The sequence below is a fragment of the Collimonas sp. NPDC087041 genome (assembly GCF_044745265.1).
Classification (GTDB): domain Bacteria; phylum Pseudomonadota; class Gammaproteobacteria; order Burkholderiales; family Burkholderiaceae_D; genus Collimonas.
The window spans coordinates 170,077-190,296 of record NZ_JBIUZX010000005.1 but is presented as its reverse complement, the minus strand read 5'-3'; the positions used below and the strand labels follow the sequence as shown (position 1 = coordinate 190,296).

The following is a 20,220-nucleotide window of genomic DNA, read 5'->3' as shown; positions in this document are numbered from 1 at the left end:
ATGGCAACCAACACTATCGGAAGCAGGTTCGGCAAGCCTGATCGCGGCTGGCGCGAGCGTCTGTACACGATTATTTTCGAAGCCGATACCGAAGCCGGGCGGCGTTTCGATACTGCCTTGCTGCTGGTCATCGTGCTGAGCGTGGCAACCGTGATCATCGACAGTGTCGGCGCAGTGCGTTCGCGCGATTTCGTGGTGCTCAACATACTGGAGTGGCTATTCACGATACTGTTTACTGTCGAGTATGTGGTGCGCCTGATGTGCGTCAAGCGGCCGTTACGCTATGCGCTGAGTTTGTTCGGCATTATCGATCTGCTGTCTATCTTGCCGACTTACCTGGCGATCCTGCTGCCGGAGTTCCATTTCCTGATTGATGTGCGCCTGTTGCGCATGCTGCGGGTATTTCGCGTACTCAAGCTGCCGCGCTATTTCGATGAGTCGCAGGTGCTGCTTCAGGCATTGCGCAACAGCCGCCACAAGATCATGGTGTTCCTAGGCGTGGTGCTGATCATGAGTGTGATCCTGGGCACCATCATGTATGTCATCGAAGGGCCGGAGAATGGCTTCACCAGTATTCCGGTCGGCATGTACTGGTCGATTGTTACCCTGACGACCACCGGTTACGGCGACATTCATCCGAAAACTCCGTTGGGGCAGCTGATTACTTCCTGTGCGATGTTGCTGGGCTACGGCATCATTGCCTTGCCCACCGGGATTGTCGGGGTCGAGCTGGCGATGACGATGATGAAAGGAACACCGACCACGCGCACCTGCACCAATTGCCTGACAGAAGGGCACGAAGCGGATTCGCTGTTTTGCAAACATTGCGGAGAGAAGCTGGAGCCCTATCAATACGACGCGGCAGCGGCCGGGACGGAGCCGCCTGATATGGCGGGCATGCGAGAGCGCATGGAGCGTAGCTTGCGTGCCGATCCTCGCAAGAAATGAACTAGCCGCGCTCAAGTGGCCATTCCCCAGGGCCATCGGGCAGTCTTGCATTAGCTGCTGACTGCAGGCAATATTGCCATCGAACTAATTCGACGGAATGCACTCGAAGAGTGCTTTGCAAATTTATTGCAACCTTATTGTTGTGCACTCTTTGAGGCGGATTTCCGGTCCTGCTTCACTTTTTCCTGGAGAATGATATGTCGCGATCACGCAAATTGATGTTGTCGTCCCTACTGGCTGCCACCGGTTTCGCCGCCCATGCCCAGGCCCCCGCGCCAGCGCTGTCCAGCGGCACGCTGGTCATCGTGCCGGCCTACGGCGAAGTCAAGCACGCCAACGACCAGGTGCGGATTACTTTCAATGTCGAAGAGCAGGATAAGGACAAGGCAGCTGCCGCTTCACGCGTCAACCTGAAGATGAAACAGGGTACCGATATCCTGAAGCGCCAGGATCCGCAGGCGATCCTGCAGACACGCGGCTACTACACCTATCCGGTTTATCCAGAAGATCAGCCGCAACCGCGCGGCAACGCCAACAAGCCGCGCCAGCCGACTGGTTGGCGAGTCGGGCAATACCTCGATGCGACCACGACCAATTTGAACAACCTGCCAAAGACGGTGGCAGCAGTACAAAGCGTCCTGGGATTGAACGGCCTGTATTTCGGCTTGAGCGACGCCACCAGCAAGAAGCTGGATGACCAGCGCATCGCTGCAACTTACCAGAACCTGACGGAGCGGATTACCTCGATCGCGCATGCGATGGGCCGCAATGTATCGGATGCGGTCATCGATACGGTCGATTTTGAAGGCTCTGGCAACTACGCTCAGGAAGCCGCTGCGCCCAAGGCCATGATGATGCGCGCCGCTTCGATGAGTGATGCGGCGCCGGTGGAAGAGCCTAGCTTCGAGCCGGGTGAAACCACGTTGAACATGCGCGTGGTGGGTAAAGTCCGTTTCAAATGAAGCCCGGCGCCATCTTCTGCACGGTGTTTGCGGCAACGCTCGCATTGAGCGCCTGCAAGCCGTCTGCGCCGTCTCCGGAAATATTCAAGACGCAAACCGACGCGCTCGAAAAGGCCAAGGGCGTTGAGAAACAGTTGCAGCAAGCCGAGGAGAGCCGGCGGGCGGCAGAAGAAGAGCAGCAAAAGTGACGAAGTGAAAAAGTGACGAAGTGATAAAGGGCTGCGGCGTTTATCCGTCGCGGCCCCTCAGCTGGGAAATGACTGGTATATTGTCTAATTGAAAATTAATTTGCCATTATTTCCCACGTCAATAAAATCGAGCGAAATGCCCGGCCTTTTTATACAATGCCAGGGCAATGTTTCTTTCGATGAACGTTAGTTTCCTCTAGTATCATGCAGACGATCTGTTTCATCGACGATCCAGTCATTGACTAATCAGCAAATAATGCAGCGTTGGGCAGCGAGTCCGGCTTTACCTTTGGGTTTTGCCGTCAATTGGCTTTAATTTGGCCAGCAGCCGCTTTTTGACGGGCGATTGCTGCCGAAATGCAGAAGCTTAGATTTCTTTCCGGCTCGACTAGAACTAAAATAGCCACGCTTTCAAATTTCCAACATTTATCAAGATAATCCGGAGTGCAGTTGAATAATTATCCCCATCCTATTATTGCCCGCGAAGGCTGGCCGTTCCTTGGCATCGCATTTGCGGTCGCATTGCTGATCACGCTGTTTTCGCCGGCCTGGTCGCTGCCATTCTGGATTATTGCGCTATTCGTATTGCAATTTTTCCGTGATCCTGCCCGTGTGATCCCACAACAGCCCGGCGCCGTGCTGTCGCCAGCCGATGGCCGTATCGTGGTGGTCGAGAAAACCATGGATCCGTATGCCAATCGTGAAGCACTGAAGATCAGCGTTTTCATGAATGTGTTCAATGTGCATTCGAACCGCGCTCCGGTCGACGGCAAGATCGAGAAGGTCCAGTATTTCCCGGGCAAATTCGTGAATGCCGATCTCGACAAGGCATCGATTGAAAATGAACGCAACGCCTTGGTCATCACTGCCGCCAACGGCCAGACCGTAACCTGCGTCCAGGTTGCCGGCCTGATCGCTCGCCGCATCCTGTGCTACGTCAAAGTCGCAGACGTGCTGGCGCGTGGCCAGCGCTATGGGTTTATCCGCTTCGGCTCGCGCGTTGACGTTTATCTGCCGCTGACGGCGACACCGAAGGTGGCTGTCGGCGACAAGGTGTCAGCTACTGAAACCATCCTGGCCGAATTCTAAGAATACGTTGTTTGCGTTGTTTGCATTTTGAGTTGATTGAAACGGAACTTACATGGCCACATTCAAGCGCCGTAAAGCGAAAAGCAGTGCCGCACAGTTCCCTAAGGCGCTGCGCCTGAACAAAAATGTCGAGCGCGGCGGGTATGCAGACGATGAAGTGCCGATGGCGCAAGTCCGACGCCGGCGCGGCATCTATCTGTTGCCGAATGCGTTCACGACAGCGGCGCTGTTTTGTGGCTTTTATGCGATCGTGATGGCGATGAACCTGCGTTTTGACCAGGCTTCGATCGCCATTTTCGTGGCAATGGTGCTGGACAGTCTGGATGGGCGTGTTGCACGCCTGACCAATACACAGAGCGAGTTCGGCGCGCAATATGACAGTTTGTCGGACATGGTGTCGTTCGGCGCTGCACCAGCGTTGGTAGTGTACGAGTGGTCATTGCGCGGCATGGGCAAGCTTGGCTGGTTGGCGGCTTTTGTTTATTGCGCCGGCGGTGCGTTGCGCCTGGCGCGCTTCAATACCAATATCACGGTGGTCGACAAGCGCTATTTCCAGGGCTTGCCAAGTCCCGCTGCCGCAGCGCTGGTGGCCGGTTTTGTCTGGCTGATGGATGATCTCGGTTTCCGCGGCACGTCGTTGAGCTGGGCCGCCTGGGCCATCACCTTGTATGCCGGCCTGACCATGGTCAGCAACGTGCCGTTTTACAGTTTCAAGGATATCAACCTGCGCAAGCCGATGCCGTTCATCGCCGCCTTCCTGGTGGTGCTGGCGCTGGTGGCGATCTTCAGCGATCCGTCGAAGGTGTTGTTCGGCTTGTTCGTGCTGTACGGCCTGTCGGGATTCGGCGTCTATTTCTGGCGCTGGTTCAAGGGCAAGCCGGTCAGCATCGTACAGACGGAACTTGAGCACGACGATAAAGACTAAGAAAAGACCTCTCAAACCTCTGAAGTCATGCTTGTGACATATTGGTAAGGTTAAATGTTGTTAAACCTTACGCTTCAAGCAGCACGGTAGCAAGGCAAGTGGCATCATCCTTTTTCAACTTCTACTGGAGAAAAAAATGGGTTTACTTTCTTTTATCAAAGACGCAGGTGAAAAGCTGCTGGGACATAAACCGGAAGAAGTCGCGGCAGCGCCGAATGTCGAAGAGTTGCAGAATGCAGCGGCAGATGCGATTAAAACCTACGTCGGCACTCAAGGAATTGATACCAGCGGCCTGACGATAGCCTTTGCTGCTGTTTCATCAACTGTCACTGCCGGCGGCGAAGCGCCGGATCAGCAGACGCGCGAAAAAATCATTTTGTGCTGCGGTAACGTCAAGGACGTCAAGGATGTGGTCGACAACCTGACCGTCGCAGAAGCTGCAGACGAGTCGCAATGGTATGACGTGGTCAGCGGCGACAACCTGTCGAAGATTTCCAAACAGTTCTACGGCGACCCGAATAAATACAACGCCATTTTTGAAGCTAACAAGCCGATGTTGAAGAGCGTGGATCTGATTTATCCAGGCCAAAAGCTGCGTATTCCGCCGCTGAGCTGATTTTCCTGCAGCAACAGTAATAACGACACCAGCCGCCCGGTTTTCGCCGGGCGGTTTTTTTACGCCCGGAATTTTGTTATTTTTATACCGGGATCGGGCAAAGTCATTAAAATTGATGGTTTAGTAGACCAATCAGGAGCACAGCATGGCAGCCAACTCACCCGAAAAACTGATCATATTCGACACCACCTTGCGCGATGGCGAGCAATCGCCCGGTGCTTCGATGACCAAGGATGAAAAAATCCGTATCGCCAAGCAATTGGAGCGGATGAAAGTCGACGTGATCGAGGCCGGGTTTGCCGCCGCTTCGCCGGGCGACTTTGAAGCGATCAAGGCGATCGCCGGCATCGTTAAGGACTCCACCGTCTGTTCGCTGTCGCGCGCCAACGATCGCGATATCGCGCGTGCTGCCGAGGCATTGCAGCCGGCCGAGCGCAAGCGGATTCATACTTTCCTGGCGACCTCGCCGCTGCACATGGAAAAGAAGCTGCGCATGACGCCGGACCAGGTGTTTGAGCAAGCCAAGCAGGCGGTGCGCTTTGCCCGCAAGTTTACCGATGACGTTGAATTCAGTCCGGAAGACGGCAGCCGTTCCGACATGGATTTTCTGTGCCGCGTCTTGGAAGCGGTGATTGCCGAAGGCGCGACCACCATCAACTTTGCCGATACCGTCGGTTATGGCGTGCCGGAGTTGTATGGCCACATGTTGAAGACGCTGCGCGAACGGATTCCGAATTCCGACAAGGCGATCTGGTCGGTGCATTGCCATAACGACCTTGGCATGGCGGTTGCCAATTCGCTGGCTGGCGTGATGATCGGCGGCGCGCGCCAGGTCGAGTGCACCATCAATGGCTTGGGCGAACGTGCCGGCAATACGGCGCTGGAAGAAATCGTGATGGCGGTGCGTACGCGGCGCGATTACTTCAATCTCGATATCGGCATCGATACCACGCAGATCGTGCCGGCTTCCAAGCTGGTGTCGCAGATCACCGGTTTTGCGGTGCAGCCGAACAAGTCGGTGGTTGGCGCCAACGCTTTCGCACATGCATCCGGTATTCATCAGGACGGCGTGCTGAAGGCGCGCGATACCTATGAAATCATGCGCGCCGAGGATGTCGGCTGGAGCGCCAACAAGATCGTGCTGGGCAAGCTGTCGGGACGCAATGCGTTCAAGCAGCGCCTGGAGGAGCTTGGCATTGCGCTGGATTCCGAGACCGAGGTCAACGCGGCTTTTGCCCGCTTCAAGGAACTGGCGGATCGCAAGTCGGAAATCTTTGATGAAGACATCATTGCGTTGGTGTCGGACGAACAGCAGTCGCACGATAAGGAACATTATCGTTTTGTCTCGTTGTCGCAGCATTCGGAAACCGGCGAGAAGCCTCGTGCCAAGGTGGTGTTTTCGATTGATGGTAAGGAGTCCAATTGCGAGGGCGAGGGGAATGGGCCGGTGGATGCGATCGTGAATGCGATTGAAACCAAGGTGGCGAGTGGTGCTGAGTTGTTGCTGTTTTCGGTGAATGCGATTACTACCGGGACGCAGTCGCAGGGTGAGGTGACGATGCGTTTGTCGAAGTCTGGGCGGATCGTTAATGGCGTTGGGGCGGACCTGGATATCGTGGTGGCTTCGGCCAAGGCGTATTTGTCGGCACTGAATAAATTGCACTCGAAATCGGAGAAGCTGAATCCGCAGTTGTGATGGGGTTTGATACGAGGCAACCGGCCGTCGGTATTTGATACCACTTGAGGCATAGTTAAATGGGGTCGGAGTTTTTTTTCGGCGGGGGTTTTGCCGAAAATTACTCTGACCCCTTTTAACGGGCCACGGAGTGAGTGCGGCGGTGCACCAGCTGTGTTCATTCGGTGCTACTTAAAACGGTTGCTACTCCGTGGAGGCTTGCCGGGAGCGGCCCGGCAGCCGCTCACTTTTTGCTCCGCCAAAAAGTAAGCAAAAAGGCGGTCGCACAGCCGTTGCCCGCCGCTGGCGGGTTCCCAAATGAGGCGTGCGCCAGTCGGATGGGACACAAACTCGCTGCGCTCAAACATGTGTCCCATAATTCCCGACTGTCGCCCGTCCCATTTGGCAACGTCAGCATGCGAGAAGTCAAAAGCAACGGCAAAAGCAAAAGCCAATTCAAAAGCAACATCAAAACCAACAGCAACATCAAAACCAACAGCAACATCAAAACCAACAGCAACATCAAAACCAACCCCGAGCAGTTAAATGGGGTCGGAGTTTTTTTTCGCGGCCTTTTGCGAAAATTACTCTGACCCCTTTTAACGGACCACGGAGTGAGTGCGGCGGTGCATCGGCAATGAACACGCGTCGTTATCTAATGCGGTTACTACTCCGCAGAAGCTTGCCGGGAGCGGCCCGGCAGCCGCTCACTTTTTGCTTCGCCAAAAAGTAAGCAAAAAGGCGATCGCACAGCCGTTGCCCGCCGTAGGCGGGTTCCCAAATGAGCCGCGCGCCAGTCGGATGGGACACAAACTCGCTGCGCTCAAACATGTGTCCCATAATTCCCGACTGTCACCCGCCCCATTTGGCAACGTCAGCATGCGAAAAGTCAAAAGGAACATCAACGGCAACGTCAAAACCAACCCGCCGTAGTTAAATGGGGTCGGAGTTTTTTTTCGCGGCCTTTTGCGAAAATTACTCTGACCCCTTTTAACGGACCACGGAGTGAGTGCGACGGTGCATCGGCAATGAACACGCGTCGTTATCTAATGCGGTTACTACTCCGCAGAAGCTTGCCGGGAGCGGCCCGGCAGCCGCTCACTTTTTGCTCCGCCAAAAAGTAAGCAAAAAGGCGGTCGCACAGCCGTTGCCCGCCGTTGGCGGGTCCCCAAATGCGCCGTGCGCCAGTCGGATGGGACACAAACTCGCTGCGCTCAAACATGTGTCCCATAATTCCCGACTGTCACCCGTCTCATTTGGCAACGTCAGCATGCGAAAAGTCAAAAGCAGCGGCAACGTCAAAAGCCAGTTCAAAAGCAACATCGAAACCAACAACAACGTCAAAACCAACCCCCGCGCAGTTAAATGGGGTCGGAGTTTTTTTTCGCGGCTTTTTGCGAAAATTACTCTGACCCCATTTAACGGACCACGGAGTAGGTGCGGTGGCGCATCAGTCGTGTTCGTCCGGTGCTACTTAAAACGGTTACCACTTCGTGGACACTAGCCGGGGGTAGCCCGGCAGCTACTCACTTTCTTTGCTTCGCCAAAGAAAGTAAGCAAAGAAAGGCGATCGCACAGCCGTTGCCCGCCGTTGGCGGGTCCCCAAATGAGGCGTGCGCCAGTCGGATGGGACACAAACTCGCTGCGCTCAAACATGTGTCCCATTATTTCCGACTGTCACCCGTCCCATTTGGCAACGTCAGCATGCGAAAAGTCAAAGGCAACGTCAACGTCAACGTCAACGTCAACGTCAACGTCAACGTCAACGTCAAAAGCCTCCGCAGCCTTGCTATTTTTTGCCGCTAATCAGGTTCTCACTCGACTCCAGCTGCGCCCACAGGCGCGCCAGGTAGGGGTCTTGGAAGCCTTCTTTTAGGAGGCCTTCCAGGGTGTGGCGCAGGTAGTCTCTCGCTGGGCCGTATAGGCCGCAGGCGTCGCGTAGGTGGGAGATGACTGTCAGGTCGGGTAGGCGGCCGGCGTAGGCTTCGTGTTGGCGGTTCATGACGAAAGCCAGGGCTTTGATGCGCTGGTTGTTCTGGCCTTTTAGTTGCATCGGCAGCCAGCGCGGCAGGTAGGCGCCGGTCAGCATTTCGCGGCGCCATAGCATTTTTAATTCGGTTTCGATGCTGACTGCTGGAATTCGGAATGCGATGCCGCTACAGCAGCCGCCGCGATCCAGGCCTAACACTAAACCTGGATTATCGTAGGTGCCGCGGTTGATGCGCGAATACAGGTAGAAGCCGCGATGATAGCCGTACAGCATCGCGGGTATTCGCTCGGTATGTTCCACCATCGGATTCCAGATCAGCGAGCCGTAGCCGAACAGCCAGACGTCGCCGCCGGGATCCGGCAGCGATGCCAGTGCAGCCCGCCAGGACGCCTCCAGCGCTGCTTCGGACAGCAGAGAGGGGGCTATCGGGGTGTTGTCAAGGATCGTCCGCAGGCGGTCCTGTTCCAGATCTTCACGCGTGATGCTCATGGCTACAGAATAAGCCAGATCGCGGCCTTGCAACAAGTGCTTTGCCGTTGTTTGTCATTCTTTTAATGGTGGCGTTGCGTTTAACCAATGCCAGCAACGCAGCCAGATGGGAATAGCAGTCGATGGCATCTCGGCAATCACCAAGCCATCAGCGCTTTCCTGGCCGACGGCCTGTAAGCGCAGCCAGCCGTCGCGCTGCAGCGCGTGGCATTCCCCGGCGCCAATCAGCGACTGTACGGCAGTCGTCAGGCCGAGCCATTGATTGGCGCTTTCGCCGATCAGGATATTGCCTTGTTCCGCAACAATCACGGTACCGCGCGTGGCATAGAACATGGTGGCTTGATCGCGACCGAGCCGGATGCGGGATGTGGTGTAGCGGTCGTCGCTGGCGGTGGTTTGCATGGCCATTTCCTTGATGAAGAACAGGTCTCCAGCGTAGCCGTCGTGGACGCGCCGGAACAGGCACAGCGGAGCGCTATCTGTTGCGCAACAGATAGATGCGGGCCTTATCTGTTATCGTCCGATTAGGCTGTTTCTGTATCTGTTCTGTTTTGCCGAGATGCTCCACTATTCAAGCAATCACTATCTTCATGGACCGAACACCTTTCTCGATGTCTCCATCTCCCGCATCGTCGCTACTGTACCGGCGCCTGGCTGAACATTATCTGGCGGCGATCCAATCCAAGGCGCTGGCGCCGGGCAACCGCATGCCATCGGTGCGCGACCTGATGCGGCAGCACCAGGTCAGCCTGTCGACCGCATTGCAAGCCTTGCGCCATCTGGAGCAGGGCGGCTGGCTGGAGGCGCGTCCGCGCTCTGGTTATTTTGTGCGTCAGGCGCGGCGGCAGGTGTTGCCGTTGAACGATGAGTCAAGTCTTTTGGAGCCGACGGCACTGATGCCGGCTCAATATGTCGGCATTCACGAGCGGGTATCGGAAGTCATTGCGCAAGGGCGCAAGCATCCGGTCACGTTCGATTTCAGCAGCGCCACCTGCGCGCCGGAACTGTATGCGGTAGAAGCGTTGAAAAATGCTTCCATCCGTGCCTTGCGGCGCCATCCGACCGTGCTGACCAGCATGATGTCGCATAACGGCAACCAGGCTTTTCGGCAAGTGCTTGCCAAGCGCAGCCTGGGTATCGGCATCAAGGTCGTGCCGGAAGAAATCATTGTCACCCACGGCTGCATTGAGGCGATCAACCTGGCGTTGCGTGCCGTGGCGCAGGCAGGCGACATGATCGCGGTTGAGTCGCCGACTTATTACGGTCTGCTGCAAGTGCTGGAAAGCCTGGGCATGCGCGCTCTCGAAATTCCCACCAGTCCGCGCACCGGCATCTCGATAGAGGCGTTGCAACTGGCGATTGAGACATATCCCGATATCAAGGCGGTGGTGGTGGTGCCGCATTTGCAGAATCCTCTCGGCAGCATCATGCCGGATGCACACAAGGCGCGTTTGGCCGAGCTGTGCGAGCAGCATGGAATGGCTGTGATCGAAGACGATTCGTATGGCGACCTGGTTGCCGATACGACATCGGCAACTGCATTAAAAGCCTGGGACCGCAGCGGCAATGTGATTTACTGTGCCTCGCTCAACAAGGTGCTGGCGCCGGGCATGCGGCTGGGCTGGATGATTGGCGGCCGCTGGCAGGCGCGGCTTGAAATGCTCAAGTTCGCGCATACCCGCGCCAACGAGGAGTGGGCGCAGATTGCCGCCGCCGATTTCATGGGCTCGCCAGCCTACGATCGTCATTTGCGGCGTTTGCGCGAAACACTGCGAGGGCAGTGCGAACGAACCGCCGAAGCGATCGCTACGTATTTTCCGGTCGGTACGCGGGTCAGCATGCCGCAGGGTGGCACGCTATTGTGGGTGGAATTGCCGCAGCAGTTGTCGTCGAAAGCCTTGTTCGAGGCGGCGTTGCAGGAAGGGATCAAGGTCGCTCCCGGCTTGATTTTTTCCAACTCGCATCGCTTCGACCACTTCCTGCGGCTTTGCTGCGGCCAGCCGTTTTCACCGCATATTGAACAGGGGATAAAGCGGCTTGGCGAGATTGTCAGCGAGCTGCTGCACAAGCGCGGTGATGTCAGCGCAACCGCAACCGAGCAGTTGGTCGTATCCAGATAATCAAGTAGGCGCCAATGCCGTTGGTAGGGTGGGCACTTGTGCCCACGCGGAAGATCGCTTAATCAATGAATGAGCTCAGGGTGGGCAGAAAATCTGCCCACCCTACGTTCTGCTGCATGCGATGCAACTACTTCGAGTCCACTATCTTTTCCACTTGCGCAGCCAGCGGAATCGGCGCTACCGCACCATAGCCGGTAGTCGACAAGGCGGCACATACATTGGCATAGCGGGCGGCTGCGAATGGATCGTCGCCAGCTACCAGGCGCGCAATGAAGGCGCCGCCAAAGCAATCGCCGGCGCCGGTGGCGTCGAGCGCATCAACTGTGTAGGCCGGCACCAGGCGGCGTTCTTCGCGAGTGGCGACGTAGCAGCCTTCGGCGCCCAGCTTGAAAGCGATCAAGCCGACGCCGTACGCCTGCAGTGCATCGACAATCGCATCGCGGTCGTCGAGTCCGGTGAGGATGCTGACATCGTCCCAGCTTGGCAAGCAGATATCGCACAGCGCGAACGCTTCACGCATTTTTTCTCGGGCACGTTCCAGTGGCCATAATTTCAGTCGCAGGTTGGTGTCGAGCGAAGTACGCACGCCATGTTTGCGTGCATGTGCCATTGCGGCCAGGCCGGCATCGCAAGCCGATGCACTGATCGCCAGGCTGATGCCGGACAGATGCAACAGCTTGGCGTCGGCGATGGCCTGCAACGGCAGTTGCGCACTGGTGTAACGGCTGGCGGCGGAACCTGCGCGCAGGTAGTCGAAGTGATGGCCGTCCTTGTCGTGCGAAACGAAATAGACGCCGCTGGCCGCTTGCTGATCGTGGAGCACATGCGTGGCGTCGACTTGTTCAGCCTGCCACAGATTGCGCAGCTGCTGCCCGAAATGATCGTTGCCAAGCGCGCTGATATAGCCGGTTCGTGCGCCTTGGCGCGCCGCCGCGATACAAAAGTTGGAGGTGTCGCCGCCGAAACCCTGCAAATACATGCGTGCATCGTCGGCGCGCTGGTTGAACTCCACCATTGCTTCGCCATAGGCCAGGATATCTATCGTCATTGCTCTGTCGCCGCCGAAATTAAAAGAATGTCTGGATCACGTCGATCACTTCGTGCTGTGGATTGAGCACGGCAATCTGGCGCCATTTGTCGAAGGTCAGGCAAGGATGCGAAATATCGAAGCCGATCATGTCGCCGACCTTGATGTCGTCGCCCGCGTTGATTTGCAGGTAAGCGTGCTGGTCCATCATGCCGGTCAGTTGCCAATGTGCCGGCGTCGCTGTTGGCGCGGTGCTGCCAGGACGATAGTGGGCGGCAGGCAGTGGCAGGCCGGCGTCAAATGCAGCGTCGCGCTTGCCGAGGGCGATGATGGCTTTGCCGGTTTCGGGAATCGATTGCACATAAGCCCACAGTTGCAATGCCGGCAGCAATTCGGTGCGCATCTTGCGGGCGATCGGATTGCGGGTCTGGATCTGTGCCTGCGCCGCGCGGTAGATACCGACATCGTGGGTCAGGTAGCAACCGGGACGCAACACCACATCCAGCGGCAGGCCGATGTCGGTCTTGGCGAATTCGTCGGCAACCACGTCGTACCAGGCAGAGCCGGCGCCGGTCAGGATCACCGGCTGGCGCGCGGCGCGCTCGGCAAAGCGGCCATCCTTGGCCAGTTGTTTGGTGCATGCCACCGCATGTTGCAGGAAGCTGCGGATATCGGCTTCTTCCTTCAGCACGCCTTCATAGAGCTCGACCCCGGCCAGCACGATGTGATCCGGCCAGCGCGCGATGGCATCCAGCACGGCAGTTTGCTGCTCGGCGTTGCGCACGCCGGTGCGGCCGCCATCGGCGCCCAGTTCCAGCAGCACGTTCAGTTTCTGTTGGCGGCCCTTGAAGAATGCGCCGAGTTGATCGACGCCATCGGCTGAGTCAACCAGGCAGCAAAATTCAAAGGACAGGTCGGCCATCAAATCGGAAATGATCGCCATGTTTTGTTTGCCGACCAACTGGTTGGCCATGATCACGCGTCGCACGCCGTGCTGGTAGGCGACCCGGGTTTGATGGGCGGTAGCCAGTGTGATGCCCCACGCGCCGCCGGCCAGCTGGCGTGCGAACAGTTTCGGCGCCATCGTGGTTTTGCCGTGCGGGGCCAGCTTGACGCCGTATTCGGTGACGAACTGCTGCATCCATTGCAGGTTGTGCGCCATGCGCTCTTCGTACAGCACTGCGGTCGGCAAGCTCAAGTCTTCGCGCAGCAAATTCCAGTTCAGGGCCTTGACCTCGGCGGCGGGCAGGGCTTGTTGAAACGCGCCCAGTCCCTTGTTCAGTGGATCGATGATCGGGTTGGCTGGATCGGCGTGATAGTTTGTAACATTCATGTTGAAGGCCCTCTGTCAGAATTCGTTTGACGTAATCATATCCTTGAATTTACTATATTAAAAGCATGTTACAAAGTATCATGGCGAAATTTTCCAAGACCTTGATGATTCTTATGCAAGGTTCTTTGGGGCAGCAATTGCATCAAATATAGTTTGTTTCTGCGGGGAAATTGAGCAAGGTACGTTGATACGACTCGATCGCCCGCCAAGCACCTTGGACTGACATTGGAGCACATGTCTCATTCATTCGATATCGTGTCGCGCATCGCCGAACGCAGCGGGCAATTGCGCCTGGCTGAGCAAAAGGTGGCGCAGGCGATCCTGGGCGACTTGCCGTTCGCCGCCAGCGCCAGCATCCAGACGCTGGCCAAGCAGGCCGGCGTCAGCGAAGCCAGCGTTACGCGTTTCGCCAAAGCCATCGGTTGCCGCGACGTGCGCGAACTGAAGATGAATCTGGCGCAGGCGGCGGCCATTGGTCAGCGTTTCTTGCGCGCCGACAGTCCGGTTGCCGAAAACCAGTTGCCGCAGATCGTCGACACCATTTATGCCGATATCCACAAAGTGCTGGAAGTGAACCGCGCTTTGCTGAGCCAGGAGGCGTTGCAGCAAGCGGCGCAAGCCTTGCTGCAGGCGCGCATGATTTACGCCTTTGGTATGGGCGGCGGCTCGACTATGCTGTCCGATGAGGCACGTTATCGCTTGGTGCGTTTGGGGCGTCCGGTAGCGACCTATCACGATGCCATGTTGCAAAGAATGGTAGCCGCGACACTCGACAAGAACGACGTGGTGCTGGTCCTGTCGACCACTGGCAACGTGCCTGAGCTTAATGCCAACTGCGCGGTCGCCAAGGAATACGGCGTGCGGTTGGTGGCGATCACTGCGCTTGGCTCGCCGCTGGCGGCGATGGCCGATGTGCTGTTGCCGCTGAAGTCGCTGGAAACCGATTTTATTTTCAAGCCGTCGTCGTCGCGCTACGCCATGATGATGGCGCTGGATGTGCTGATGGCAGAGTTGGCGCTGCTACAGAAGGATCATAGCCAGGAGTTGCTGCGGCGCCTGAAATTCACGCTGGATGCGCATCGCGGTGGCAGTAATCGCGAGCCGTTGGGAGATTGAGATGAGTAGTGAAACCAATATGGATTCGAACAACACGGAAGTACACCGTTGCGACACGTTGATCATCAATGCGTCGGTGATTGACGGCAGTGGCAGTGCGCCGTTTGCCGCCGATGTCGCAGTCGATGGAGGGCGCATCGCGCGCATCGCCACCGATGGCTCCTTGCGCAGCTGGCATGCGCTGCAGGTGATAGACGGCGCTGGCAAGGTGCTTAGCCCCGGTTTCATCGACGTCCACACCCATGACGACACCAACGTCATCCGCACGCCCAGCATGCTGCCCAAGTTGTCGCAAGGCGTGACCACCGTGGTGGTTGGTAATTGCGGCATCAGCGCGGCGCCGGTCAGCCTCAAGGCGGAACCGCCGGATCCGATGAACTTGCTGGGCGAAGCCGGCGCGTTCAGCTATCCGACTTTCGCCAGTTACGTCGAAGCCGTCAACCGTGCCCAGCCATCGATCAATGTGGCGGCGCTGGTCGGCCACACGGCCTTGCGCAGCAACCAGATGGATCGCCTCGACCGTGCCGCTACCGAATCCGAAATCGCCGCCATGTGCGCCCAGTTGAGCGAAGCGTTGGCGCATGGCGCGCTAGGCCTTAGCACCGGCCTGGCCTATGGCAATGCAATCAACGCGCCGACTGCCGAAGTGCTGGCCTTGGCGGAGCCGCTGGCCAACGCCGGCGGCATCTACGCGACCCATTTGCGCAGCGAATTTGCCGACATCCTGGAAGCAATGGACGAGGCCTTCCGCATCGGCAAGCATGCCCGCGTGCCAGTCGTGATTTCGCACCTGAAGTGCGCCGGCGTCGAAAACTGGGGCCGTAGCGCCGAAGTGCTGGAAGCCCTGGAGCAGGCGCAACGCTATCAGCCGGTCGGCTGCGACTGCTATCCCTATACCGCCAGCTCGTCGACGCTCGACCTGAAGCAGGTGACCGACACTATCGACATCATGGTGACCTGGTCGGAACCGCATCCGGCGATGGGTGGCAAGCTGCTGGCTGAGATCGCTGCCGAATGGCAGGTCGACCTGATGGAAGCGGCGCGCCGCCTGCAACCGGCCGGCGCCGTCTATCACTGCATGCAGGATGACGACGTCAATCGCATCCTGAGCCATCCGGCCAGCGTGGTCGGCTCCGACGGTTTGCCCAACGATCCGTTGCCGCATCCGCGCCTGTGGGGCGCCTTTCCGCGCGTGCTCGGCTATTACAGCCGCGAACAAAAACTTTTCCCGCTGACGGTGGCGATCCGCAAGATGACGGGTTTGTCTGCCGAACGCTTCGGACTGACGGGGCGGGGGCTGGTGCGCGAGGGCTATTGGGCTGATTTGGTGTTATTTGATCCTGACACTGTGCGCGATGCGGCGACTTTTTCCGATCCGATGCAGCCGGCTGAGGGTATCGAGGCGGTATGGGTGAACGGCGCCTTGTCCTATCTGGGCGGTGTTGAAAAGGCCGCCACCGCATTGCGTGCCGGGCGTTTCCTGGCAAGGCAGGCAGCGGCGCCCGCAGTGGTCGCTTAAATAGGACAGTTTAAATTTTTGTTGTGTTTTTTTATTGGGGGTAGTGATGACAATCAAACGATATGGTGTTGAAGGTGGTTCCGGAACCGGTGGCCAGCATTTGCCGTTCGCACGTGCGGTGGAAGCCGACGGCTGGCTGTATGTGTCCGGCCAGGTGGCGATGGTGAACGGTGAGGTGATCGATGGCGGCATCGTCGCGCAATCGCATCAGACCATCCAGAATGTGCTGGCGATCTTGAAGGAAGCCGGTTATGGTCCGGAACACGTGGTGCGTTGCGGCGTCTGGCTCGACGACACGCGCGATTTCCAGTCGTTCAATCGTGTTTTCAAGGAATACTTCGGCGCCAATCCACCGGCCCGCGCTTGCGTGCAATCGAGCATGGTGGTCGATTGCAAGGTTGAAGTGGACTGCATCGCTTATAAAAAATAAGTGTGGTATCGGCGGAAATGCATGACAACTAATCGAAAATAGTTGCAGAATGACGCCCTTTTGAATTGATGTGGATAGTGCCGGATCGATTTTCCTCGTTTCTCAACCGTTTCACGACAAGTTATTTTGCGTGCGACGATAGGAGAAGCGGGAAGTTCGGGCCGGCAGCGGTTTTTGCGGCGTCAGAAAATAAACCGGATTAAAGGAGGGTTTGATGGAGATGGTTCAGGGAAACATGTTGCTGCTCTATGCAGTGATCGCGGTGATCGCGCTGGTGGTGCTGATCGCCAAATTCAAGATGAATCCGTTCATCGTGTTGATCGTGGTATCGGTGATCTTGGGTCTGGTGGTCGGCATGCCGATGGCCAATATCGTCAAATCGTATGAGACCGGAGTTGGTGGTGCGCTGGGGCATATTGCGCTGGTGGTCGGTCTGGGCACGATGTTCGGCAAGATGATGGCCGAATCTGGCGGCGCCGAGCGCATCGCCAACACGCTGATCGGTGCATTCGGCCCCAAGCGGGTACATTGGGCCATGATGGTGGTGGCGCTGATCGTCGGTTTACCTGTGTTCTTCGAAGTCGGTTTCGTGTTGCTGATCCCGATCGCTTTCAACGTCGCCAAGCGTACCGGCACCAACATGATCATGGTCGGTATCCCAATGGTTGCTGGCCTGTCCGTGGTGCACGGCCTGATTCCACCGCATCCGGCAGCGCTGTTCGCGGTGACCGCCTACAACGCCGACATCGGCCGCACCATCATGTACGCATTGATCGTCGGCATACCAACCGCCATCATCGCCGGTCCGTTGTTTGCCAAGTTGATTAGCCGCTTCGTTGTACCTAATCCTGACAATCCACTCATTGCACAATTCGTCGAAGAAAACAAGAAGCGTGAACTGCCAGGTTTCGGCATCACCATCTTCACTATCCTGCTGCCGGTGGCGCTGATGCTGATCGGTAGCTGGGCTGACTTGTTCTTTACTCCGAAAACCTTCGCCAACGATTTCCTGCGCCTGATGGGCAATTCGGTGATCGCGCTGTTGATTGCAACGCTGGTCAGCTTTTATACCTTCGGCAAGGCGCGCGGCTTTGATCGTGAATCGATCCTGAAATTCACTACCGAGTGTTTGGCGCCGATCGCCGGCATCACCCTGATCGTGGGCGCCGGCGCCGGTTTCGGCCGCATCCTGATCGACGGCGGCGTCTCCAAGGCTATCGTCGAACTGGCCAACAATGCGCATTTGTCGCCATTGCTGCTGGGCTGGTTCGTCGCCGCGCTGATCCGGGTTGCTACCGGCTCCGCTACCGTCGCGATGACGACAGCCTGCGGCATTGTCGCCCCGATCGTCACGGCTGGCGGCGTTGCAGTCCGGCCGGAACTGATGGTGCTGGCTACCGGCGCCGGTTCGCTGATCCTGTCGCACGTTAATGACGGCGGTTTCTGGCTGGTCAAGGAGTACTTCAACATGACCGTGGCAGAAACCTTCAAGACCTGGACTGTGTGCGAAACCATCATTTCGGTGGTGGCCTTGTTGCTGACGCTGGGCTTGGCGACGGTAGTCTGATTTATTGGCGTTTTAAGCCGGTATCTTGAAAACGGCTCGCAGAACTTTGGTTCTGCGAGCCGTTTTGCTTTTAGGGCAGCGTAGCGTGCATCGAAATCGATAAAAATTGTAAATTTACCTATTTATTAAGTGCGTGGTGGCAACAAACGGCGATATTCATGGTATTAAAGCGGCTGCAGTTTTGCGAAATACCAGACTATCCGTCGTTATTTGGGAGTGCGGATAAATAAAGCAGGACTGCAGGTAAGCAAAAAATCCTAAAACCACAATGCCAATTACCAATCAAGCCATGAAAATTCTGAGAAAATTTTTGTTCGCGCTGGCCGCGACTTTTATTGCTGCGACGTGCGCCGCGCAAACTGCGCAAACCCAGGCCGAAATCAAAGCTGCGGCCGATGAGGCCAACAAAGCCATGGTGCAGGGCCCTGCGAAAATCGAATTCAAGGATCAGGCTACTTTCTCGCTACCGCAGGGTAACGGCTTCGTGCCGGCTGCCGCCGCGGCGCGTTACTTGCGCGCGGTTGGCGATGTGGTGGATGATAAATCGCTGGTTGGCGTGATTGTGCCGACTGCCGAGAAGGCAAATTGGCTCGTCGTCGTCGCTTTCCAGAAGGACGGCTATGTACGTGACGACGATGCCCGCGACTGGAAGGCCGACGATATGCTGAAAAGCTTGCGCGATGGCACAGAGCAGGCGAATGCGGCGCGCAAGGAGCGCGGTATTCCAGAGATCGAGGTTGGTGGATGGGCCGAAGCGCCAACCTATGATTCGACAACGCACCATCTGGTCTGGTCGGTGATCGTGCGGGGCAAGGGCGAGGCTGCCAACAGCGCGCAGACCGGCGTGAATTATCGCACCCTGGCATTGGGCCGCGATGGCTACCTCACCCTGACGATGATCACCGACCTGTCGGCGCTGGCGGCGGACAAGCCGATTGCCGACAACCTGCTGGCTGCCATCGACTATCACGACGGCAAGCGCTATGCCGATTTCAGCGCTTCAACCGACCATGTCGCCGAATACGGCCTGGCCGCCTTGGTGGTTGGTGTCGCCGCCAAGAAAATCGGCCTGATTGCGGTGATTGCTGCATTCGCGGCGAAATTCTTCAAGATCGGTTTGCTGGCAGTGGTGGCGTTCGGCGCTGCAATCAAGCGTTTCTTCAAGCGTGAACCGAAGCCGGCAGCGCCCGTGGCGACGATGGATCAAACTGACGAGTCGCCGTTTGCGCCGCCGCAGTTTACGCATTCCGCGCCTGACCTGAAAGCCGATCGTCCGGCGGACGTCAAAGATCCGGCCAATCATACGTAAAGTAGCGTTTTATGACCAAACTGCTATTCCTTCTACTGGGCGGCCTGAAGCTCGGCAAGATACTGACGACGTCCGGCACCATGCTGCTGTCGATAGCGGTCTATGCCATGTTCTATGGCTGGCCCTTTGCGGTCGGTTTTGTGCTGCTGTTGTTCGTACATGAAGCCGGGCATTATCTGGCGGCCCAGCGACGCGGCCTGGCGGTCGGCGCGCCGACCTTCATCCCGTTCGTCGGCGCCTGGATCCAGATGAAAGAGATGCCGCACGATGCGGAAACGGAAGCCTATGTCGGCCTGGCTGGCCCGCTGGTTGGAACGGCGGGGGCGCTGGCCTGCTATTTTGTCGCGCGCTGGTATGACAGCAATCTGCTGCTGGCTTTGTCGTATGCGGGATTCTTCCTGAATCTGTTCAACATGATTCCGATCTCGCCCTTTGATGGTGGCCGCATCACCGCCGTGCTTTCTCCGCGCATATGGTTTGCCGGTGTTCCGGTGCTGATCGCCTTGTTTGTGTATCGTCCGACCCCGCTGCTGATCATAGTCGTGATCCTGGCGCTGCCGCAACTCAAGAAGGCCTGGAATTACGACGCTTCCAGCCCCGAAAACCAGCGCTATTACGGCATCGAGCCGTCGATAAAGGCGACCTACGCGTTTTATTACCTGGCGTTGCTGGCGTTCCTGGTGATGATGACGCATGGCGTGCATGACATGCTGGCGCCGGTTCATAACGGTTTGCTCTAGCGTCTTCGCCGTCTGCACACGCCGCCCGACCAATGCGGTGGCGTGTTGCAGTGACGGTACTCCCGATTTGAAATTTCCCCTTCCTGCAGCTTGTCACTCTCGCGTCACATTGCGTCTCTACAATGAATAATGACATATTGGTAAGCGCCAAAGCTTGTTCATTGTAATTTTCCTCAC

The 20,220-nt window shown here is 57.2% G+C and carries 19 protein-coding genes; 15 read left to right on the top strand and 4 right to left on the bottom strand.

The window, feature by feature from the left end:
- The 8 genes from ACIPF8_RS11400 to ACIPF8_RS11365 all read left to right on the top strand — a co-directional run bounded on the left by ACIPF8_RS11400 (position 1) and on the right by ACIPF8_RS11365 (position 6,996).
- Positions 1-948 (top strand): ion transporter, encoded by a 948-nt coding sequence (locus ACIPF8_RS11400; protein ID WP_400420969.1) that lies wholly within the window; start codon positions 1-3, stop codon positions 946-948.
- A gap of 197 nt (positions 949-1,145) precedes the next feature.
- Positions 1,146-1,910, top strand: a complete 765-nt coding sequence (locus tag ACIPF8_RS11395; protein WP_400420967.1) for an SIMPL domain-containing protein — start codon at positions 1,146-1,148, stop codon at positions 1,908-1,910.
- Positions 1,907-2,098: a hypothetical protein gene (locus ACIPF8_RS11390; RefSeq protein WP_400420965.1), complete on the top strand. Its 192-nt coding sequence runs from the start codon at positions 1,907-1,909 to the stop codon at positions 2,096-2,098. The genes ACIPF8_RS11395 and ACIPF8_RS11390 overlap by 4 nt, the downstream gene beginning before the upstream one ends.
- A gap of 444 nt (positions 2,099-2,542) precedes the next feature.
- Positions 2,543-3,187: a phosphatidylserine decarboxylase gene (locus ACIPF8_RS11385; protein ID WP_400420963.1), complete on the top strand. Its 645-nt coding sequence runs from the start codon at positions 2,543-2,545 to the stop codon at positions 3,185-3,187.
- Positions 3,188-3,239: 52 nt separating this feature from the next.
- Complete coding sequence (gene pssA / locus ACIPF8_RS11380; protein ID WP_400420961.1) at positions 3,240-4,112, top strand: CDP-diacylglycerol--serine O-phosphatidyltransferase; 873 nt, start codon at positions 3,240-3,242, stop codon at positions 4,110-4,112.
- Between the two features lie 136 nt (positions 4,113-4,248).
- Complete coding sequence (gene lysM, locus ACIPF8_RS11375) at positions 4,249-4,728, top strand: peptidoglycan-binding protein LysM (RefSeq protein WP_400420959.1); 480 nt, start codon at positions 4,249-4,251, stop codon at positions 4,726-4,728.
- Positions 4,729-4,873: 145 nt separating this feature from the next.
- The gene (locus ACIPF8_RS11370; RefSeq protein WP_400420957.1) at positions 4,874-6,424 is read left to right on the top strand and encodes a 2-isopropylmalate synthase; all 1,551 of its coding nucleotides are present in this window, start codon (positions 4,874-4,876) and stop codon (positions 6,422-6,424) included.
- 230 nt (positions 6,425-6,654) lie between these two features.
- The gene (locus ACIPF8_RS11365) at positions 6,655-6,996 is read left to right on the top strand and encodes a hypothetical protein (RefSeq protein ID WP_400420956.1); all 342 of its coding nucleotides are present in this window, start codon (positions 6,655-6,657) and stop codon (positions 6,994-6,996) included.
- 1,196 nt (positions 6,997-8,192) lie between these two features.
- Here ACIPF8_RS11365 and ACIPF8_RS11360 read toward each other — a convergent pair.
- Both ACIPF8_RS11360 and ACIPF8_RS11355 read right to left on the bottom strand, forming a co-directional pair.
- The gene (locus tag ACIPF8_RS11360; protein ID WP_400421306.1) at positions 8,193-8,882 is read right to left on the bottom strand and encodes a gamma-glutamylcyclotransferase; all 690 of its coding nucleotides are present in this window, start codon (positions 8,880-8,882) and stop codon (positions 8,193-8,195) included.
- Between the two features lie 54 nt (positions 8,883-8,936).
- Positions 8,937-9,284, bottom strand: coding sequence for a hypothetical protein (locus tag ACIPF8_RS11355; RefSeq protein WP_400420954.1), 348 nt, complete (start codon positions 9,282-9,284; stop codon positions 8,937-8,939).
- 209 nt (positions 9,285-9,493) lie between these two features.
- On the opposite strand from ACIPF8_RS11355, the gene ACIPF8_RS11350 reads away from it, so the two are divergent.
- Positions 9,494-11,002, top strand: coding sequence for a PLP-dependent aminotransferase family protein (locus ACIPF8_RS11350; RefSeq protein WP_400420952.1), 1,509 nt, complete (start codon positions 9,494-9,496; stop codon positions 11,000-11,002).
- A 127-nt stretch (positions 11,003-11,129) separates the two neighbouring features.
- Here the strand turns inward: ACIPF8_RS11350 and ACIPF8_RS11345 are convergent, their stop codons facing one another.
- Entirely contained in the window at positions 11,130-12,050 is a 921-nt protein-coding gene (locus tag ACIPF8_RS11345; protein WP_400420950.1) for a sugar kinase, read from the bottom strand.
- 19 nt (positions 12,051-12,069) lie between these two features.
- The gene (locus ACIPF8_RS11340; RefSeq protein WP_400420948.1) at positions 12,070-13,362 is read right to left on the bottom strand and encodes an amino acid deaminase; all 1,293 of its coding nucleotides are present in this window, start codon (positions 13,360-13,362) and stop codon (positions 12,070-12,072) included.
- 234 nt (positions 13,363-13,596) lie between these two features.
- On the opposite strand from ACIPF8_RS11340, the gene ACIPF8_RS11335 reads away from it, so the two are divergent.
- The 6 genes from ACIPF8_RS11335 (at position 13,597) to ACIPF8_RS11310 (ending at position 20,043) form a co-directional block, all read left to right on the top strand.
- Positions 13,597-14,478 carry a MurR/RpiR family transcriptional regulator gene (locus ACIPF8_RS11335; protein WP_400420947.1) on the top strand — a complete coding sequence of 294 codons (882 nt, stop codon included), beginning with the start codon at positions 13,597-13,599 and terminating at the stop codon, positions 14,476-14,478.
- A 19-nt stretch (positions 14,479-14,497) separates the two neighbouring features.
- A complete protein-coding gene (locus ACIPF8_RS11330; RefSeq protein WP_400421304.1) occupies positions 14,498-15,997 on the top strand; it encodes an amidohydrolase family protein in 1,500 nt (499 codons plus the stop codon).
- 46 nt (positions 15,998-16,043) lie between these two features.
- On the top strand, positions 16,044-16,427 hold the full coding sequence (locus tag ACIPF8_RS11325; RefSeq protein WP_061535381.1) for a RidA family protein: 384 nt from the start codon (positions 16,044-16,046) through the stop codon (positions 16,425-16,427).
- A 214-nt stretch (positions 16,428-16,641) separates the two neighbouring features.
- Entirely contained in the window at positions 16,642-17,994 is a 1,353-nt protein-coding gene (locus tag ACIPF8_RS11320) for a GntP family permease (protein ID WP_400420945.1), read from the top strand.
- A 289-nt stretch (positions 17,995-18,283) separates the two neighbouring features.
- Positions 18,284-19,303, top strand: a complete 1,020-nt coding sequence (locus ACIPF8_RS11315) for a DUF2167 domain-containing protein (protein ID WP_400420944.1) — start codon at positions 18,284-18,286, stop codon at positions 19,301-19,303.
- A gap of 11 nt (positions 19,304-19,314) precedes the next feature.
- Entirely contained in the window at positions 19,315-20,043 is a 729-nt protein-coding gene (locus ACIPF8_RS11310) for a site-2 protease family protein (protein ID WP_400420943.1), read from the top strand.
- Positions 20,044-20,220 lie beyond the last annotated feature (177 nt).

What these genes read in the sequence shown, in the direction of transcription:
- ACIPF8_RS11400 (WP_400420969.1), top strand. Translation starts at nt 1, where the DNA reads ATGGCAACCAACACTATCGGAAGCAGGTTCGGCAAGCCTGATCGCGGC.
- ACIPF8_RS11395 (WP_400420967.1), top strand. Translation starts at nt 1,146, where the DNA reads ATGTCGCGATCACGCAAATTGATGTTGTCGTCCCTACTGGCTGCCACC.
- ACIPF8_RS11390 (WP_400420965.1), top strand. Translation starts at nt 1,907, where the DNA reads ATGAAGCCCGGCGCCATCTTCTGCACGGTGTTTGCGGCAACGCTCGCA.
- pssA (WP_400420961.1), top strand. Translation starts at nt 3,240, where the DNA reads ATGGCCACATTCAAGCGCCGTAAAGCGAAAAGCAGTGCCGCACAGTTC.
- lysM (WP_400420959.1), top strand. Translation starts at nt 4,249, where the DNA reads ATGGGTTTACTTTCTTTTATCAAAGACGCAGGTGAAAAGCTGCTGGGA.
- ACIPF8_RS11370 (WP_400420957.1), top strand. Translation starts at nt 4,874, where the DNA reads ATGGCAGCCAACTCACCCGAAAAACTGATCATATTCGACACCACCTTG.
- ACIPF8_RS11360 (WP_400421306.1), bottom strand. Translation starts at nt 8,882, where the DNA reads ATGAGCATCACGCGTGAAGATCTGGAACAGGACCGCCTGCGGACGATC.
- ACIPF8_RS11355 (WP_400420954.1), bottom strand. Translation starts at nt 9,284, where the DNA reads ATGCAAACCACCGCCAGCGACGACCGCTACACCACATCCCGCATCCGG.
- ACIPF8_RS11350 (WP_400420952.1), top strand. Translation starts at nt 9,494, where the DNA reads ATGTCTCCATCTCCCGCATCGTCGCTACTGTACCGGCGCCTGGCTGAA.
- ACIPF8_RS11345 (WP_400420950.1), bottom strand. Translation starts at nt 12,050, where the DNA reads ATGACGATAGATATCCTGGCCTATGGCGAAGCAATGGTGGAGTTCAAC.
- ACIPF8_RS11340 (WP_400420948.1), bottom strand. Translation starts at nt 13,362, where the DNA reads ATGAATGTTACAAACTATCACGCCGATCCAGCCAACCCGATCATCGAT.
- ACIPF8_RS11335 (WP_400420947.1), top strand. Translation starts at nt 13,597, where the DNA reads ATGTCTCATTCATTCGATATCGTGTCGCGCATCGCCGAACGCAGCGGG.
- ACIPF8_RS11330 (WP_400421304.1), top strand. Translation starts at nt 14,498, where the DNA reads ATGGATTCGAACAACACGGAAGTACACCGTTGCGACACGTTGATCATC.
- ACIPF8_RS11325 (WP_061535381.1), top strand. Translation starts at nt 16,044, where the DNA reads ATGACAATCAAACGATATGGTGTTGAAGGTGGTTCCGGAACCGGTGGC.
- ACIPF8_RS11320 (WP_400420945.1), top strand. Translation starts at nt 16,642, where the DNA reads ATGGAGATGGTTCAGGGAAACATGTTGCTGCTCTATGCAGTGATCGCG.
- ACIPF8_RS11315 (WP_400420944.1), top strand. Translation starts at nt 18,284, where the DNA reads ATGAAAATTCTGAGAAAATTTTTGTTCGCGCTGGCCGCGACTTTTATT.
- ACIPF8_RS11310 (WP_400420943.1), top strand. Translation starts at nt 19,315, where the DNA reads ATGACCAAACTGCTATTCCTTCTACTGGGCGGCCTGAAGCTCGGCAAG.